Origin of the sequence: Bradyrhizobium sp. sBnM-33, assembly GCF_032917945.1 — a bacterium.
In the GTDB taxonomy this organism is placed as follows: Bacteria; Pseudomonadota; Alphaproteobacteria; order Rhizobiales; family Xanthobacteraceae; genus Bradyrhizobium.
The window spans coordinates 4,974,000-4,988,457 of record NZ_CP136624.1; the positions used below are offsets into that span (position 1 = coordinate 4,974,000).

Sequence of the window (14,458 nt, forward strand, 5' to 3'; positions counted from 1 at the left end):
TTCTCTAGGAAGGCTCCCGGCAGGAAACTGCCGGGGGCTTTTCGTTGTCGAATGGGCAAGGTGGAGCCGCCATTCGGACGCTTCCAGCCCAATTCGAACGGCGGCTGCCGCGCCGCAGGCTCGGTTCTGCGGGCGTGGTTCGATTTCGACCAAGTCTTGGTGTCGCCTGAAAATCGCTATTCGACGCTGGCGCCGCGGTGCAGGTCGGCTTCAATCTGAAGCTTGGTCCCGCCGCCGAACCGCGCGCGATAGACCTGCAGATTCTCCATGATCCGCTGCACGTAATTCCGCGTCTCGGAGAACGGGATTTGCTCGACCCAATCGACCGCGTCGACTTTGGGATCGCGCGGATCGCCGTAGCGCTCGATCCACTTTTTGACGCTGCCGCGACCGGCATTGTAGCCGGCGAAGGTCAGAATGTAAGAGCCGCGATAGTCCTCGAGCAGCCCGCCGAGCTCGGCGGCGCCAAGCATGGCGTTATAGACGGAGTCCGTCTTCATCCGATTGAGGTCGAAGCTGACGCCGGCCCGCTTGCAGACATAGCGCCCGGCGTCCGGCGTCACCTGCATCAGCCCGTAGGCCTGGGCCGGTGAGACCACGGCCGGGTTGAAGGCGCTTTCCTGCCGCGCGATCGAATAGATGATGCTGGGCTCGACCTCAGGGCCTATCTGCTTGAACCGCGGAATGCCGATGACGGGATAGGCGTAGACGTCGAACGGCAGGCCGCGATTGAGCGCGGCCTTGCCGAGCAGCAGCATGCCGCGGGCATCGCCGTGGCGCGAGGTGAGCTCGCCGAGACCTACCAAGGCTTCGGGATCGCCGTTCTCGCCCATGTCGGCGAATATCGGGATCGCGAGTTCGCGCTCGTCGAGGTCATACAGCAACTGCACCGCGCGAACGATCTCGAATCGCTCGGCGCCGCGGCCCCGGGCGCTTGGGGCGCCATTCAACTGAAGCTGCGGCAGGCCAAGCTTGGCGCGGGCGAGCTGACCATAATAGCTGGTCGATTGCTCGGCGGCGCGGCCGTACGCCGCGCGGGCCTCTTGCGCGCGGCCGGCCGCTTCCGCGGCGCGGCCTTGCCAATAGCCGGCGCGCGCCAATGCAGTCGGATTCGCGCTGCCGACGCCGATGCGCGCAAAGTGCTGGGCTGCGACCGCTGGATCTTTCAGGAACCGCAGCGCAATCCAGCCGGCGGTGAATTCCTGCTCGGTCTTGTAGATGTCGCGCGTCGGCAGCGCCGCATCCCGCGCGATGAGATACGCGTTGCGATGCTCGCCGACATCAAGCATCTTGCGCGCCAGCAAGCGCCGCTCAATCCACCATTCGTTGAGATTGTGCAGGCGGTTCGGGTCTTTCGGCGCGCTCAGCATGAGCTGTGCGGCCTCATTGAACTTCTCTTCGCGGCGAAGAAGCTGGATTTTTGCGAAGATGTAGCCGGTTTCGCCGTGCAATTCGCGCGGCACCGCCTCAAGCAGCGCCCTAAGGTTGGAGGACTTCTTGTTGGCCGCGATCCGCGCTTTCGCAAGCGCCACATGGCCTGAGCCGAGCCGTTTGGCGGCGCGCATGCCGCCGGTTTCCTGCTCAGTGCCGTAAAGCAGCGACTCCATCCGTGCCTTGTGGTCGCCCGCCGTCAGCAGCGCGCCGAACATGTCGAGCGCGGCGTTCTCGGTATCCTCAGACATGCCGTCGTGACGCCAGGCCTCGCGGACCAGCCGTTCGGCATTGGCGCGATCGCCGCGCGCGAGCATCACCTTCGCTAGCGCGAACTTACCCTTGCCCGAGATCGGCGACTCGTTCTCGAACCACGACCAAACGGTCGAATCGTCGCGGCGGTCATCCCACAGCGCGGCCTCGATGCGCCGGCGCAGGAAAGTCTGCGACGGCCAACTCGGATTGGCTGAAACAAACGCACGGTAGCGCTCGACCGAGGCGTTGTTGTTATCGCTGCGCAGGATCAGCCATTCCGCAAGCTTGCGGGCGACCGGATCCGAGATCGCGGCTTGCACCTGTGTTGCATCGCCGGGCTTCTGCTTCCGGACCAATTCGATGACGTTCTCCAGCGCGTCCTTGTCGGCCTGAGATGTCGAGGAGGTCGCGGCCACGGCGGCTGGGGCGTGTCTGCGCGCAGGCGGTGCGACAGCATGCTGGCGGGTCGCAGGCGCCAGAACAGGCGGCGGCGGGGCCGGCGCTGCATGCGCCGGCGCAGTCGGTGGAGCCGGCGTGCCGGTATTCGCTGTCGGCGCGGACTTGGGAACGACGTTGCGGGCAATCGGTCGCGGCTTCGGCAGGGGAACCTTTGGCTTGGCCCAGCTTTCCAGAGGGAAGGAAGTCAGTCCGATCGCCAGCGCCAGGCTTGTGGCCAGTGCGGTCGATCGCAACGCGGCAGCGCGGGCGGAAGGGATCACGGCTTTCCTCTGCGGCGGCGAATCATTCAATCGCTCCAGCCTTGGTCTATTTTGATTGAAGATGTGGACAAAACGCTAAAAACATCGCGGTGGACCTGTTTGCGCCATCACCGCGGCAAAATCGCGGCCATCGGCCTTCGAGGACGGCAGATGTCGGCCCCGAGCCGAGAAAGAGCGTCGGAACAAAGCGCTAGCGCCTTATGCACGGCCCTTTCGCCTGATCGCCAGACCCGATATGAATTGAAGTCCAGTTCCGGTCGTGCCGTTTCTTAAGCGTTTGGAGGAAGTCCATGGCAGCCAAGACAAAATTCCGGGGGTCGTTTACCGCCTTGGTCACGCCATTCAAGAACGGCTCGGTCGATGAGGCCGCTTTCCGCGCGCTGGTGAGCTGGCAGATCGCCGAAGGTACCCACGGCCTGGTTCCGGTGGGAACGACCGGTGAAAGCCCGACGCTGAGCCATGACGAGCACAAGCTCGTGGTCGAATGGTGCATCGACGAGGCCAAGGGCAAGGTGCCGGTGATTGCAGGCGCGGGCTCCAACTCGACCAAGGAAGCGGTCGAGCTTGCCGAGCATGCGGAGAAGGCGGGCGCAGATGCGGTGCTGATCGTGACGCCGTACTACAACAAGCCCACCCAGGAAGGCATGTACCAGCACTTCAAGACGATCAACGACGCCATCGGCATTCCGATTATCATCTACAATATCCCCGGCCGTTCCGTGATCGACATGTCGGTCGAGACCATGACGCGCCTGTTCGCCCTGAAGAACATCGCCGGCGTGAAGGATGCGACAGCCAGCATGGTGCGGGTATCGCAGCAGCGCGCCGCGATGGGCGAGGACTTCAACCAGTTGTCGGGCGAGGACGCCACCATCCTCGGCTACATGGCGCATGGCGGCCATGGCTGCATCTCGGTCACATCAAACGTCGCGCCGCGGCTGTGCTCGGAATTCCACGCGGCATGGCAGAAGGGCGATCACGCCACCGCGCTCAAACTGCACGACAAGTTGATGCCGCTGCACAACAACCTCTTTATCGAAAGCAATCCGGCGCCGATAAAATACGCGCTCTCGCTGCTCGGCAAGATCGACGAGAAGCTGCGGCTGCCGATGGTGCCGGTTACCGAGCCAACGCGCCTCGCCGTGCGCAGCGCCATGGTCCATGCCGGCCTGATCAACTAGGTCGGTTCCGCTTCGCCTGAAGAACGAAGAGGGGAATCCAACGTGCTGAAGGAATTCCGCGAATTCGCGATGAAGGGTAACGTCGTCGACCTCGCCGTCGGCGTCATCATCGGTGCGGCCTTCGGCGCCATCGTGACCTCGCTGGTTGGCGATGTTATCATGCCAGTGATCGGCGCGATCACCGGTGGTCTCGATTTCTCCAATTACTTCACGCCATTATCGAGCGCGGTAACCGCCAACAATCTGGCGGATGCCAAAAAGCAAGGCGCGGTGCTGGCTTGGGGCAATTTCCTGACTCTGACGCTGAACTTCCTCATCATCGCTTTCGTGCTGTTCGTGGTCATTCGCGCCATGAACAAGCTGAAGCGCAAGAACGAGACAGCACCCGCGCCGCCGAAGCCGACCCGCCAGGAAGAACTGCTGACCGAGATCCGCGATCTCCTCAAGAAGAGCTAACGTGGCAGACAAGAACGAGCGCCCGATCAAGGTTGTCGCCGAAAACCGCAAGGCCCGATTCAATTACGCGATCGAGGACACGGTTGAGGCCGGTATTGCGCTGACCGGCACCGAAGTGAAGTCGATCCGCAATGGCAAGACCACCATTGCGGAGTCCTATGCGGATTCCAAGGACGGCGAGATCTGGCTGATCAACGCCAACATTCCGGAATATCTGCAGGCCAACCGCTTCAACCACGAGCCAAAACGGCCGCGCAAATTGCTGCTGCACCGAAAGCAGATCAACAAGCTGATGGGCGCGGTCGATCGCGAAGGCATGACGCTGATTCCGCTAAAACTCTATTTCAACGAGCGCGGTCGCGCCAAGTTGTTGCTGGCGATCGCCAAGGGCAAGAAGCTGCACGACAAGCGCGAGAGCGAAAAGAAGCGCGACTGGGGTCGGGAAAAAGGCCGCCTGATGCGGGCGAGAGGATAGAGGGCGAATACTTCGTAGGATGGGTAGAGCGCAGCGAAACCCATCACAACTGTCGTTGATTGGAGTTCTGGGTTGATGGGTATCACTTCGCTCCACCCATCCTACGACGGAAGTAGAGTCTGAAATGAACCAGAAAAACCTGCTCGAAGTCGACTGGAGCAAGATCCCCCCGCCGGTCGACGACGGCGCGGCGGCGCATCTCGTCGGCATGGCGCTTCCGCCAGTCACGCTGCTGGTCACCGACGACAGTTCGGTGATGCTATCGGCGCTTCCCGGCCGCACCGTGGTGTTCGCCTATCCCCGCACCGGCTCGCCGGGCAAGATCAGCCTGGTCGACGACTGGGACATGATCCCCGGCGCGCGCGGCTGCACGCCGCAAACCTGCTCGTTCCGCGATCTGTTTGCGGAGTTGAAAGCGGCCGGCACCAGGCAGGTGTTCGGCCTATCGACCCAGGACAACGTCTACCAGACCGAGATGGCGTCACGGCTGCATTTGCCGTTTCCGGTTCTGTCGGATGAAAAGCTTAAGCTCACCCGCGCCCTGAACTTGCCGACGATGGAGGTAGCGGGACTGACGTTGATCAAGCGGCTGGCGCTGATCGTCGACGACGGGCGCATTGCCCACGTGTTCTATCCGGTTTTCCCGCCCGACCGGAAAGCCGCCGACGTACTGGCATGGCTGAAGGAAAATCCTGGTTAAATTGTAGGGCGGGCAAAGCCAACGGGTCGCGCAGTGCGCGCCCGATGACAGGCTCCGCGTGCCCACCATCCAGATCACCGACGCCAAGGGTGGGCACGCTGCGCTTTGCCCACCCTACATTTCTGTTTGACCTCATCCTGAGGAGCCGCGCAGCGGCGTCTCGAAGGATGAATGGCACCGGCGGGGCCTCGTGGTTCGAGACGGCGCGGAGCCTGTCATCGGGCCGCGCTTCGCGCGGACTCGTTGGCGCCTCCTCACCATAAGGGTTGAATGGTATCTATGCCCCCAAATCCTTCCGCACCTTCGCAAACACCTCGCGAAACATTTTCGGCGTCAGCACCCCGGTATTGGTGTTGTAGCGCGAGCAATGATAGCTGTCGTAGAGCTTGATGGCGCCGGCTTCATGCACGGCGCCATGCGCAAAGGGGGCGGCGCCATTGCGCAGGCTGAGTGCCTTCAATGTCGATTCATGGGCGATCCGGCCGAGCGCGACGATGGCGCGAAGTCTGGGCATCGTGCCAATGGTCGCGCTGAGAAATTGCCGGCAGGTGTTGATCTCGACCGGCAATGGCTTGTTTTGTGGTGGCACACAACGCACCGCGTTGCTGATCCGGCAGTCGACGAGCTTCAGTCCGTCGTCCGGTCGCGCCTGATAGACGCCCTTCGCAAAGCCGTATTCCAGCAAGGTCGCGTACAGGAGATCGCCGGCGTAGTCGCCGGTGAACGGGCGTCCGGTCCGGTTGGCTCCCTGCAGGCCCGGCGCCAGCCCGACAATCAACAGTTGCGCGGAGGCATCGCCAAACGAAGCAACCGGCGCGTTGTGCCAACCCGGCTCGCGGGCACGTGCCTGCGCGCGGAATTCGGCGAGCCTCGGGCAGAGCGGGCAATTGCGGTCGGGTTCGGCAGCAGCAGGGGCGGGGAGATTAGCCATCTATCCAAAGCGTTTTCGAGTGAACTTCAGTCACGGATCTGGTCCGGGATCGATACCGGTTCGCGTCAGATGCGCGTGCCAAAACAAAAAGCCCCGGTTCTGTTTTCAATCAGAACCGAGGCTCTAGCAGTGTACTGGCTCATGCTCAATCGTCGAAATCGTCGTCGCCGGCTCGTGGCGCCACGGTGGTCGCGCGCTGCAGGAATTGCGGCGAGTGGTGGCGCGGCTCGCGCGGGGCAGGACGCTCGGAGGGATCGCGGCCCAGCTTTGATTGCAGCTCGACAAGGTCGGTGAAGACGTCGGCCTGGCGGCGCAGTTCGTCGGCGATCATCGGCGGCTGGCTTGAAATGGTCGAAACGACCGTAACGCGAACGCCGCGACGCTGCACCGCTTCCACCAGCGAGCGGAAATCGCCGTCGCCCGAAAACAATACGATCTGATCAACATGCTCGGCGAGCTCCATGGCATCGACGGCAAGCTCGATATCCATGTTGCCTTTCACCTTGCGGCGGCCGGATGCGTCGATGAATTCCTTCGTTGCCTTGGTGACAACGGTGTAGCCGTTGTAGTCGAGCCAGTCGATCAGTGGACGGATCGAGGAGTATTCCTGATCTTCGATGATCGCCGTGTAGTAGAACGCACGCAACAGCGTCCCTCGGCTCTGGAATTCCTTAAGAAGGCGCTTGTAATCGATGTCGAAGCCGAGCGTCTTGGCCGTTGCGTAAAGGTTGGCGCCATCGATGAAGAGCGCAATCTTGTTGGAAGCTGGTGACATCAAATGGTTCTCACGTTGTTGTTAGCTTTTCTAGCGCAGCGGCCAATGACCGCGCGCACTTTCTAGGTCTGTTGCCTAAAGTTCGGTGAATCGTGCCCCACGACAGTCACCACTGCAATTATGGTGAGGCGAGGGCGAAAAACCTATACTTTTGACAGTGCAATCAAGAGATTTGCTTGTGCCGCACGGCAACCCCGCCGCGCTTGGACGCTCCGGCCTTCTGGCCCCGGGGTTTGGCGTATCAGAGCCCATTGGGAAGGCAAATCACAAATTTGGTCTTGCGAAACGCCCCCTACCACTATAACTAGCGCCCATAACCGACATATTTGGCCCCATTTAACGGAGCGACAGTCTATGGCGCGCGTCACCGTGGAAGATTGCATTGACAAGGTCGACAACCGGTTCGACCTGGTCCTGCTGGCGGCGCATCGCGCCCGTATGATTTCGTCCGGTTCGCAACTGACGGTTGATCGCGATAACGATAAGAACCCGGTCGTTTCGCTGCGGGAAATCGCCGATTCCACTATTTCCCCGGAAGACCTCCGCGAGGAACTGGTTCATTCCCTGCAGAAATTCGTCGAGGTCGACGAGCCTGAGCCCGATACCGTGCCTTTGATCGGCTCGGCCGGCGCCAGCGTGGATGCCGACGATACCGAGGTCGCGGTCGAGCGCATGACCGAGGAAGAGCTCCTCAAGGGGCTGGAAGGCCTGGCACCGCCGGAAGAGCAGCCTGAAGAGGACGAGTAGGCCGGAACCTTCCGGTCCGTCCCGAAATCCCCGATCTGCCAAAGGCCCGGACGTCAGTCCGGGCCTTTGCTTTTGTTGACATTTTTGCGGTTACAATGCGTCCTTGGCCGGCGCGGCCGAAAACGGCTGACTCGCCGGGCCGATAGGCCAGCGGGTTGGGCGTTGGATGGCCGCAGGCCCAAGCGAAATTGAACCGTATCGCGGCCCGCGCGGCGTGCATCGCCGTTCGAAAACGCATTAGATACATAACGGCGGGACCCGTCCGGGTCTGGTGGAAGAAGGTAGTGATGTGATGGCGTATTGGCGCCGCAGCTCCCGGCAAATGCAGGCCGCGACCGGCCAGGTCGCGGTTGCGCCGGGGTCGCCTGTGGCGGAGAAGCCGAAATCGCCGCGCTCGCGCATGATGCGGCAATACGACTTGGTCGAGCGCGTCCGCTCGTACAATCCGGATACCAACGAAGACCTGCTCAATCGCGCCTATGTCTATGCCATGAAGGCGCATGGCACGCAGACGCGCGCGTCCGGCGATCCGTATTTCTCGCATCCGCTCGAGGTCGCGGCGATCCTGACAAACCTCAAGCTCGATGACGCCACCATTGTCGCCGCTCTGCTGCACGACACCATCGAGGACACCGAGGCGACGCGCGCCGAGATCGACAATATCTTCGGCCATGAGATCGGCGCGCTGGTCGAAGGGCTCACCAAGCTGAAGCGGCTGGAGCTGGTCTCGCGCGAAGCCAAGCAGGCCGAGAATCTGCGCAAGCTCTTGCTCGCGATCGCCGACGACGTTCGCGTGCTCCTGATCAAGTTCGCCGATCGCCTGCACAACATGCGCACGCTGGAATTCGTGCCGCACGCCTCGCGCCGCCGCATTGCCGAGGAGACGCTGGACATCTATGCGCCGCTCGCTGGCCGCATGGGTATGCATGAGATGCGCGAGGAACTGGAAGATCTATCCTTCCACGTGCTCGATCCCGAAGCCTATGTGGTGGTGAAGCAGCGGCTCGACGCGCTTGCCGACCGCAACCGCAATCTAATCGGCGAGATTGAGAGCCAGCTCTCCAAGAACCTGCAGAAAAACGGGATCACTGCGCGCGTCTATGGCCGCCGCAAGCAGCCGTTCTCGATCTGGACCAAAATGGAGCGCAAGTCGGTCGGCTTCGAGCAACTGTCCGACATCTACGGCTTCCGTATTATCCTGAGCGACCTCGAGGCCTGCTACCGCGCGCTGGGCGTGGTGCACACCACCTGGCCGGTGGTGCCCGGACGCTTCAAGGACTACATTTCGACGCCAAAGCAGAACGACTACCGTTCGCTCCACACCACCGTGATCGGCCCCGGCAACCAGCGCGTCGAGCTGCAGATCCGTACCGAGGAAATGAACCAGGTTGCCGAGTTCGGCATCGCCGCGCATGCCTTCTACAAGGAAGGCATGGGCTCGCCGACCGAGCGGCTCAAGCACGAGTCGAACGCCTTTGCCTGGCTGCGCCATACTATCGGCATTCTCTCCGACAGTGCCAATCCGGAAGAGTTTCTGGAGCACACCAAGCTCGAATTGTTTCACGACCAGGTGTTCTGCTTCACCCCGAAGGGCAAACTGATCGCCCTGCCGCGGCAAGCCAATGTGATCGACTTCGCCTATGCCGTGCATACCGATGTCGGCAACTCGGCAGTCGGCTGCAAGATCAATGGCAAGTTCGCGCCGCTTTCGTCCGAATTGCAGAACGGCGACGAAGTCGAGGTTTTGACCTCGCAAGCGCAGTCGGCGCCGCCCTCGGCCTGGGAATCGCTTGCGGTCACCGGCAAGGCCCGCGCCGCGATCCGCCGCGCCACGCGTACCGCGGTGCGCGATCAATATGCGGGACTTGGCCGCCGCATCGTCGATCGCCTGTTTGCCCGCGCCAAGATCGAATATGCCGACGACAAGCTGAAGGGTGCGTTGCCGCGCCTGGCGCGCGCCTCGATCGAGGACGTGATGGCCTCTGTCGGACGTGGTGAACTGAAGGCCTCCGATGTCGCCCGCGCGATGTACCCGGACTACAAGGAAGAGCGGTTGGTGAAATACGGGGCCAAGAAGAGCCTCGCGGTGAAATTGAAGCTGAAGTCGCCGCCGCATCCGGCGCGGAGCGCCTCGGTGATCCCGGTGCGCGGGATCAATTCCGATTTGCCGGTGAAATTTGCGCCGAACGGCGGCGCGGTTCCGGGCGACCGCATCGTCGGCATCGTAACGCCGGGCGAGGGGATCACGATCTATCCGATCCAGTCGCCGGCGCTGAAGGATTTCGAGGAGGAGCCCGAGCGCTGGCTCGACGTGCGCTGGGATATCGACGAGACCATGCCGCAGCGTTTCCCGGCGCGGATCCTGGTGCACAACGTCAACGAGCCCGGCAGCCTCGCCCAGGTCGCCACCGTGATCGCCGAGCACGACGGCAATATCGACAATATCAGCATGTCGCGCCGCTCGCCCGATTTCACCGAGCTGACCATCGACCTCGAGGTCTATGATCTCAAGCATCTCAGTGCAATTATCGCTCAATTGCGTGCCAAGGCCGTCGTCGCCAAGGTCGAGCGCGTCAATGGGTAGCCTTTCACACGCCGTTGCCCTCATGGTGAGGAGGCGCACGCAGACAAGTTTACGCAGTCTGCGTATACTTGACTGCGCCGCCGTCTCGAACCATGAGGCCACAGAAGGGCCCGCATCCTTCGAGACGCGGCGAAGACGCCGCGCCTCAGGATGAGGGATCGTCCACCAGAGAATCCCCGCGAGTCCCAACATGCCCGTTCCTCCGCTCCGCCTCGGCGTCAATGTCGATCACGTCGCCACCTTGCGCAACGCGCGGGGCGGCGAGCGGCCGGATCCGGTGCGCGCGGCGCTGTTGGCGATCGAGGCTGGCGCCGACGGTATTACCGCGCATTTGCGTGAGGACCGCCGCCACATCCGCGACAGCGACATGGCTCGGCTGAAGGCCGAAATATCAAAACCGCTGAATTTCGAGATGGCGGCAACGGAAGACATGCTGCGGATCTCGCTAGCGACAAAACCCCACGCCGTGTGCCTGGTGCCGGAGCGCCGCGAGGAACTCACCACGGAGGGCGGATTGGACGTCGTCGGCCAGCACAATGCGTTGGCCCCGTTCATCGCGCGGCTCAACGATGCCGGCATCCGGGTGTCGCTGTTTATCGCCGCCGATCCGCCGCAGATCGAGATGGCGGCCAAATTGCGCGCGCCGGTGATCGAGATCCACACCGGCGGCTGGTGCGACGCCGTGGTCGATGGCCACGCTGACAAGGCCGAGGCGGAATGGTGGCGAATCGTTGAGGGTGCCGCATTGGCGCGCGCCGCGGGGCTGGAGGTCCATGCCGGCCACGGCCTCGACTACCAGACCGCGGAGACGATTTCAGCGCTGCCCGAGGTCGCCGAACTCAACATCGGCTATTTCATGATGGGGGAGGCCTTGTTCGTCGGCCTTGGCGAGACGGTGCGGCAGATGCGCTCCGCAATGGACCGCGGCCGCCAGAAAATCGCGGGTCGGCCATGATCATCGGCATCGGCTCCGACCTGGTCGACATCACAAGGGTCGCCAAGGTGATCGAGCGCCATGGCGACCGCTTCCTCGACCGCATCTTCACCGACACCGAGCGCGCCAAGGCGGCGCGCCGCGCCAACAGCGACAAAATGGTGGTCGCGACCTATGCCAAGCGATTCGCGGCCAAGGAGGCCTGTTCCAAGGCGCTCGGCACCGGCATCCGGCGTGGCGTCTGGTGGCGGGACATGGGGGTGGTGAACATGCCGGGGGGACGGCCGACCATGAAACTCACCGGCGGCGCGCTGGCCCGGCTCGAAGCGCTGACGCCGGAGGGCTTCGAGGCGCGAATCGATCTGTCGATCACCGACGACTGGCCGCTGGCGCAGGCCTTCGTCATAATTTCGGCGGTCGCACCCGGCAAATCATGAGCCGCGCACGCGTTTGCGCCGGGGAAGCGGCCAAAACTAAAAATCATTGATTTATCAATGGATTATGAAGTTTTGACAAGGCGCTTGATTGCGCGTCCACGAACAACCGTCTAAAACGCGGCAGCGACGAGTTCGAGCCAGGGCCGATTCCGGTTAGCGCCAGAATTGGCTCTCAATATCAGTTATCTAGACCATTTTCCTGACGCGAACGCATCGGGCGATTCGCGTGCGGAAAACGTTCTGCCACCGTGCGGGCTCGGGCTCGCGGGAATTGGGAAAGCGATGAGCGTGACATCCGGCACAAAATCTGAAAGCGGCTTGGGTGAAACCATCCGCGTCGTCATCCATGCTCTCCTGATCGCGCTCGTGATCCGCACCTTCCTGTTCCAGCCTTTCAACATCCCCTCGGGATCGATGAAGGCGACGCTTTTGGTCGGCGATTACCTGTTCGTCTCGAAATATTCCTACGGCTACAGCCACTATTCCATTCCACTGTCGCCGCCACTGTTCTCGGGCCGTATCTTCGGCTCAGAGCCGAACCGCGGCGATATCGTCGTGTTCCGCCTGCCGAAGGACGACTCCACCGATTACATCAAGCGCGTGATCGGCTTGCCGGGCGACCGCATCCAGATGCGGGAAGGGCTGCTCTACATCAACGACAAGCCGGTCAAGCGCGAACGGCTTTCCGACTTCATAGGCGAGGACCCCTGCGGCTCCGACGCCACCGCGCGCGTCAAGCGGTGGAAGGAAACGCTGCCGAACGGCGTCAGCTATGAATCGCTCGATTGCGTCGACAACGGTTTCTACGACAACACCAACGTCTACACCGTGCCCCCCGGCCACTTCTTCATGATGGGCGACAACCGCGACAACTCCACCGATAGCCGCGTGCTGTCGGCGGTGGGCTACGTGCCGTTCGAGAACATCGTCGGCCGGGCGCAGATGATCTTCTTCTCCATTGCCGAGGGCGAACACGCCTGGATGTTTTGGCGCTGGCCGACTGCGGTGCGCTGGAATCGCCTATTCACAATCGTGCGATGAACGACGAGACAGCGACCATTCCCGACACATCGGCCTCGGGCGAGCCGGGCCAGCAGGCAGATGCGCCGAGCGTAGCTGCGCCGAAGAAGAAGCGCGGCAAGGCCGGTGCAAAGGCTGCGGCTGCCGCGATCGAGGGGCGCATCGGCTACAAATTTTCCGATCCGGCGCTGCTGACGACAGCCTTTACCCATGTCTCGGCCCTGAAGCCCGCGACACGCCATCGCGCCGACAGTTATCAGCGGCTGGAATTCCTCGGCGACCACGTGCTCGGGCTGATTATCTCCGACATGTTGTATCGCGCCTATCCGAGGGCGGACGAAGGCGAATTGTCCAAACGTCTCGCTGACCTCGTGCGCAAAGAAAGCTGTGCCGATGTCGCCAAGTCGCTGGGCTTGCTCGACGACATCAAGCTCGGCGCGGTGGGCGCAGGGGCGGGCGCGCGCCTGCGCAAATCCGTTCTCGGCGATATCTGCGAGGCGGTGATTGGGGCGATCTATCTCGACGGCGGCTATGCGGCGGCGTCGCAATTCGTCGAGCGCAACTGGCTGGAGCGGATGCGCAAACCGCGCCGGCCGCTGCGCGATCCCAAGACGGTGCTGCAGGAATGGGCCCAGAGCAAGGGCTTGCCGACGCCGGTCTATCGCGAGATCGAGCGCACCGGGCCGCACCACGACCCGCAGTTCCGCGTCGCTGTCGACTTGCCGGGACTGGCGCCCGCCGAAGGCGTCGGCGGCTCCAAGCGCGCAGCCGAGAAGGTCGCAGCCTCCGTGATGATCGAACGCGAAGGCGTCGGCAGCAATGACAGTTGAACCCGCACCCGGCGCGTCTGGCGAGACCCGCTGCGGTTTCGTCGCGCTGATCGGCGCCCCCAACGTCGGCAAGTCCACCCTTGTCAATGCGCTGGTCGGCTCCAAGGTCACCATCGTCTCGCGCAAGGTGCAGACGACCCGCGCGCTGATCCGCGGTATCGTGATCGAGGACAATGCGCAGATCATCCTGGTCGACACGCCCGGCATCTTCCTGCCGAAGCGGCGACTGGACCGGGCCATGGTGTCGACCGCCTGGAGCGGGGCCCACGATGCCGACCTCGTTTGCGTGTTGCTCGACGCCAAGGCCGGAATCGATGAGGAGGCCGACGCGATCCTGAAAAAGCTCGCGACGGTTGCCCACCCGAAAATCCTGGTGCTGAACAAGATCGACCTGATCCCGCGCGAAAAACTGCTGGCGCTGGCACAGGCCGCCAACGAGCGGATGAAATTTGAGCATACCTTCATGATCTCGGCACTGTCGGGCGACGGTGTCGCCGATCTGCGCAAGACGCTGGCGAAGAGCGTGCCGCCGGGGCCGTTTCATTATCCCGAGGACCAGATGTCGGATGCGCCGCTGCGGCACCTGGCGGCGGAAATCACCCGGGAAAAGATTTACCGCCAACTCCACCAGGAACTGCCGTATCAATCGACCGTTGAGACCGACACCTGGACCGAGCGCAAGGACAAGTCGGTCCGGATCGAACAGACGATCTTTGTCGAGCGCGAGAGCCAGCGCAAGATCGTGCTCGGCAAGGGCGGCGCCACCATCAAGTCGATCGGCGCGGAGTCGCGGAAGGAGATCGCGGAGATTTTGGGCGTGCCGGTGCACCTGTTCCTGTTCGTCAAGGTGCGCGAGAACTGGGGCGACGACCCCGACCGCTACAGGGAAATGGGGCTGGAATTTCCCAAGGAATGATCGAGGAATGTCTTTGGGGGCGAAGCATCCAGCCGCAGCAAGAAAGATGGATTGCTTCGTCGCTTTG

14 protein-coding genes are annotated in these 14,458 nt (G+C 62.6%); 11 read left to right on the forward strand and 3 right to left on the reverse strand.

The genetic code is table 11. The annotated features are described in order from the left end of the window. Positions 1–176: 176 nt before the first annotated feature. On the reverse strand, positions 177–2,405 hold the full coding sequence (locus RX328_RS23155) for a lytic transglycosylase domain-containing protein (RefSeq protein ID WP_409410804.1): 2,229 nt from the start codon (positions 2,403–2,405) through the stop codon (positions 177–179). A gap of 290 nt (positions 2,406–2,695) precedes the next feature. Between RX328_RS23155 and dapA the strand changes: the two genes are divergently transcribed. The 4 genes from dapA (at position 2,696) to RX328_RS23175 (ending at position 5,217) form a co-directional block, all read left to right on the forward strand. Continuing rightward, positions 2,696–3,586: a 4-hydroxy-tetrahydrodipicolinate synthase gene (gene dapA / locus RX328_RS23160; RefSeq protein ID WP_213252003.1), complete on the forward strand. Its 891-nt coding sequence runs from the start codon at positions 2,696–2,698 to the stop codon at positions 3,584–3,586. Between the two features lie 42 nt (positions 3,587–3,628). Beyond that, positions 3,629–4,042 carry a large conductance mechanosensitive channel protein MscL gene (mscL, locus tag RX328_RS23165; RefSeq protein ID WP_213252002.1) on the forward strand — a complete coding sequence of 138 codons (414 nt, stop codon included), beginning with the start codon at positions 3,629–3,631 and terminating at the stop codon, positions 4,040–4,042. 1 nt (position 4,043) lies between these two features. Further along, positions 4,044–4,517, forward strand: coding sequence for an SsrA-binding protein SmpB (gene smpB / locus RX328_RS23170; protein WP_057845702.1), 474 nt, complete (start codon positions 4,044–4,046; stop codon positions 4,515–4,517). A gap of 124 nt (positions 4,518–4,641) precedes the next feature. Then, entirely contained in the window at positions 4,642–5,217 is a 576-nt protein-coding gene (locus RX328_RS23175; RefSeq protein ID WP_213252001.1) for a peroxiredoxin, read from the forward strand. Between the two features lie 277 nt (positions 5,218–5,494). Here RX328_RS23175 and RX328_RS23180 read toward each other — a convergent pair whose 3' ends face one another. Next, entirely contained in the window at positions 5,495–6,148 is a 654-nt protein-coding gene (locus tag RX328_RS23180; protein ID WP_213252000.1) for a uracil-DNA glycosylase, read from the reverse strand. Between the two features lie 145 nt (positions 6,149–6,293). Next, positions 6,294–6,923, reverse strand: a complete 630-nt coding sequence (locus RX328_RS23185) for an NYN domain-containing protein (protein WP_028345653.1) — start codon at positions 6,921–6,923, stop codon at positions 6,294–6,296. Positions 6,924–7,277: 354 nt separating this feature from the next. Here RX328_RS23185 and rpoZ point away from each other — a divergent pair, with 354 nt between their 5' ends. From rpoZ to era, 7 genes are all read left to right on the forward strand, one after another. Further along, on the forward strand, positions 7,278–7,670 hold the full coding sequence (gene rpoZ, locus RX328_RS23190) for a DNA-directed RNA polymerase subunit omega (protein WP_024512695.1): 393 nt from the start codon (positions 7,278–7,280) through the stop codon (positions 7,668–7,670). A gap of 292 nt (positions 7,671–7,962) precedes the next feature. Then, positions 7,963–10,254: a RelA/SpoT family protein gene (locus RX328_RS23195; protein ID WP_213251999.1), complete on the forward strand. Its 2,292-nt coding sequence runs from the start codon at positions 7,963–7,965 to the stop codon at positions 10,252–10,254. A 190-nt stretch (positions 10,255–10,444) separates the two neighbouring features. After that, positions 10,445–11,209 carry a pyridoxine 5'-phosphate synthase gene (locus RX328_RS23200; protein WP_213251998.1) on the forward strand — a complete coding sequence of 255 codons (765 nt, stop codon included), beginning with the start codon at positions 10,445–10,447 and terminating at the stop codon, positions 11,207–11,209. After that, positions 11,206–11,625, forward strand: a complete 420-nt coding sequence (gene acpS, locus RX328_RS23205; RefSeq protein WP_213251997.1) for a holo-ACP synthase — start codon at positions 11,206–11,208, stop codon at positions 11,623–11,625. Before RX328_RS23200 ends, acpS begins: the two co-directional genes overlap by 4 nt. Positions 11,626–11,907: 282 nt before the next feature. Then, complete coding sequence (lepB, locus tag RX328_RS23210; protein WP_171582013.1) at positions 11,908–12,666, forward strand: signal peptidase I; 759 nt, start codon at positions 11,908–11,910, stop codon at positions 12,664–12,666. Beyond that, entirely contained in the window at positions 12,663–13,475 is an 813-nt protein-coding gene (gene rnc / locus RX328_RS23215; protein ID WP_213251996.1) for a ribonuclease III, read from the forward strand. Before lepB ends, rnc begins: the two co-directional genes overlap by 4 nt. Beyond that, the gene (era, locus tag RX328_RS23220) at positions 13,465–14,391 is read left to right on the forward strand and encodes a GTPase Era (protein WP_213251995.1); all 927 of its coding nucleotides are present in this window, start codon (positions 13,465–13,467) and stop codon (positions 14,389–14,391) included. Before rnc ends, era begins: the two co-directional genes overlap by 11 nt. The last annotated feature ends 67 nt before the right edge of the window (positions 14,392–14,458 follow it).

Coding starts and splice junctions, on each gene's coding strand:
- RX328_RS23180 (WP_213252000.1), bottom strand. CDS start 6,148: ATGGCTAATCTCCCCGCCCCTGCTGCTGCCGAACCCGACCGCAATTGC.
- lepB (WP_171582013.1), top strand. CDS start 11,908: ATGAGCGTGACATCCGGCACAAAATCTGAAAGCGGCTTGGGTGAAACC.
- RX328_RS23185 (WP_028345653.1), bottom strand. CDS start 6,923: ATGTCACCAGCTTCCAACAAGATTGCGCTCTTCATCGATGGCGCCAAC.
- era (WP_213251995.1), top strand. CDS start 13,465: ATGACAGTTGAACCCGCACCCGGCGCGTCTGGCGAGACCCGCTGCGGT.
- acpS (WP_213251997.1), top strand. CDS start 11,206: ATGATCATCGGCATCGGCTCCGACCTGGTCGACATCACAAGGGTCGCC.
- rnc (WP_213251996.1), top strand. CDS start 12,663: ATGAACGACGAGACAGCGACCATTCCCGACACATCGGCCTCGGGCGAG.
- RX328_RS23195 (WP_213251999.1), top strand. CDS start 7,963: ATGGCGTATTGGCGCCGCAGCTCCCGGCAAATGCAGGCCGCGACCGGC.
- RX328_RS23175 (WP_213252001.1), top strand. CDS start 4,642: ATGAACCAGAAAAACCTGCTCGAAGTCGACTGGAGCAAGATCCCCCCG.
- dapA (WP_213252003.1), top strand. CDS start 2,696: ATGGCAGCCAAGACAAAATTCCGGGGGTCGTTTACCGCCTTGGTCACG.
- rpoZ (WP_024512695.1), top strand. CDS start 7,278: ATGGCGCGCGTCACCGTGGAAGATTGCATTGACAAGGTCGACAACCGG.
- RX328_RS23200 (WP_213251998.1), top strand. CDS start 10,445: ATGCCCGTTCCTCCGCTCCGCCTCGGCGTCAATGTCGATCACGTCGCC.